Source organism: Paenibacillus popilliae ATCC 14706 (genome assembly GCF_000315235.1).
GTDB classification, from domain to species: Bacteria; Bacillota; Bacilli; order Paenibacillales; family Paenibacillaceae; genus Paenibacillus_B; species Paenibacillus_B popilliae.
The window spans coordinates 1-1,805 of the sequence record NZ_BALG01000082.1 but is presented as its reverse complement, the minus strand read 5'-3'; the positions used below and the strand labels follow the sequence as shown (position 1 = coordinate 1,805).

The window sequence follows — 1,805 nt, the reverse complement described above, 5'->3', positions numbered from 1 at the left end:
AACCGACTTCCCATGCCTCCTGACCGAAAACAATAGCCCTGCCGCACGGCGGACAGAAGCCAATTACCTTTTCTACGGCGGTCGTGCTCTGTAGATCTGGCAACTGCATCATTTTTACAGTCCTCCCATCGAATTGATTTAGGCTCTCACCCAACACCAGCCCGCATAGGCTTGCCGTTAAGCTCCTGAAAATGCTTGTCCAAGAATGCCTTCATTCCTGCAGCCCTGAACATCCAGCGGCCGTTGTCGCAACCATTCGAGATTAGCTTCATCTCTTTCTTGAATCGCGGGTTAAGCAGGATGTTCTCGATAAGCCAATCTCGCTTACGGCATGTTTCGGCTTCAAGCCGCTTCAAATCCCACCAGGTGCCGGCGCCAGTTTCTTCAACCAAACGTTTGACCTCTTCTTTAGCAAGTCGCTGAACAAAATCTTTGTCTACGATTACTTGGAATAAAGGGGAAGAGTTCAACTTCGTACCTCCTTCCTTTCGTGGTGATAACTACTTGGTGACAACTTCAAATACATCATCAAATGAAACTGCTAGTTCATCACAGATTAGTTTTGCAACTTTAGGACTTGGATTCCTTTTACCATTGCAGATCTGTGACATCGTGGTTGCCGAGACATCTAAAACAAGACCAAATGAACGTTTAGAATACCCATTAAGCACCAACAACCTATTAAGTTGCTTGAGGTCTTTAACTAAAATTTTCATAATACCGCCTTTCACTTTGCAACATTGTTACTGTGTTACATTATAGATCGGATTTTATCACTTTGCAACATTCGATTAACTTTTGTTTTACTTTGTAACATTCTTGGTTATAATAAAGATGGGTGATTAAAAGATGAAAAATAATTTTTTTGACGAGGATTTAAAAGAGGTATCCGAAGAGTTCGGAGCTTTTTTGAGAAAAACGAGGAAAGAAAAAGGGATGACATTGGTGGAATTAGCAAAAAAGGTAGGACTGTCGCATTCTTATTTGTCTCAAATAGAAAATGGAAAAAGAAACCTCCCACCAATGACAACCCAAATTAAGCTTGCTCGTGCACTGAAGGTCCCGATTTTTGAGTTCCCATCAACAGAAGAACATTATTACTCCCATGAAGAACTGGATCAATATTATAGAGAAGCGGAGTATACTGAAATAGCAGAAGACATTAAAATCTTGAGCAAAGACGCTGATAATTTTCGTGATGATGTAATTAGAGATCCAAGCTTTAGAAGAGCCATGCAAAATTTTGTAGACGAAGCCGGATATACAGACTATATTGTCACCCCATCTGGTTTGCTTGAAGACCTATCTGAAGTAAGTGGGGATACATGGAATTATTTAAACAATGTTAGAGACCAAATAGCTGACTTAGCAGAAAGGTTCTCTAAATACAACCAACATGAACCTGTTGAGGCTGGAGAAATACTGGAATTTATGAATAGACCAAATATTAAATTTGACGGTCGTTCGCTCTCTACTGAGGAAAAAGAACGAATAGTGAACATGATAAGACTAATGTTTCCTAACAAAGCTGATGAGGAGTGAATACATTGGCCAGCTTCCAAAAGTATAAAACCAAAGACGGTTACAAGTGGATGTACAAATTCTATACAACCATTGATCCACTAACAGGCAAGAAAAAACAGAGCACAAAGAGAGGTTTTAACTCAAGGAAAGAGGCTCAGTTAGACGCAGCTAAAACAGAGCAGGATTTAGCGAGGCCACTGAAAAAGTCCTTCTCATGAAAAAAGGTACGGCTCCTCAAGAAAATTGAGGAGCCGTACCTTTTTTCGTTTATAATTAATGCA

General features: G+C 40.2%; 4 protein-coding genes. 2 read left to right on the top strand and 2 right to left on the bottom strand.

Going from position 1 to position 1,805, the window contains the following annotated elements; all coding sequences use genetic code 11:
• Positions 1–146 precede the first annotated feature (146 nt).
• On the bottom strand, positions 147–470 hold the full coding sequence (locus PPOP_RS07985; protein ID WP_006285669.1) for a DUF771 domain-containing protein: 324 nt from the start codon (positions 468–470) through the stop codon (positions 147–149).
• Between the two features lie 30 nt (positions 471–500).
• Entirely contained in the window at positions 501–716 is a 216-nt protein-coding gene (locus PPOP_RS20310) for a helix-turn-helix transcriptional regulator (protein WP_006285668.1), read from the bottom strand.
• 133 nt (positions 717–849) lie between these two features.
• Between PPOP_RS20310 and PPOP_RS19340 the strand changes: the two genes are divergently transcribed.
• The gene (locus tag PPOP_RS19340) at positions 850–1,542 is read left to right on the top strand and encodes a helix-turn-helix domain-containing protein (protein WP_006285667.1); all 693 of its coding nucleotides are present in this window, start codon (positions 850–852) and stop codon (positions 1,540–1,542) included.
• A gap of 5 nt (positions 1,543–1,547) precedes the next feature.
• Positions 1,548–1,742 (top strand): Arm DNA-binding domain-containing protein, encoded by a 195-nt coding sequence (locus PPOP_RS07970; protein ID WP_042227919.1) that lies wholly within the window; start codon positions 1,548–1,550, stop codon positions 1,740–1,742.
• Positions 1,743–1,805 lie beyond the last annotated feature (63 nt).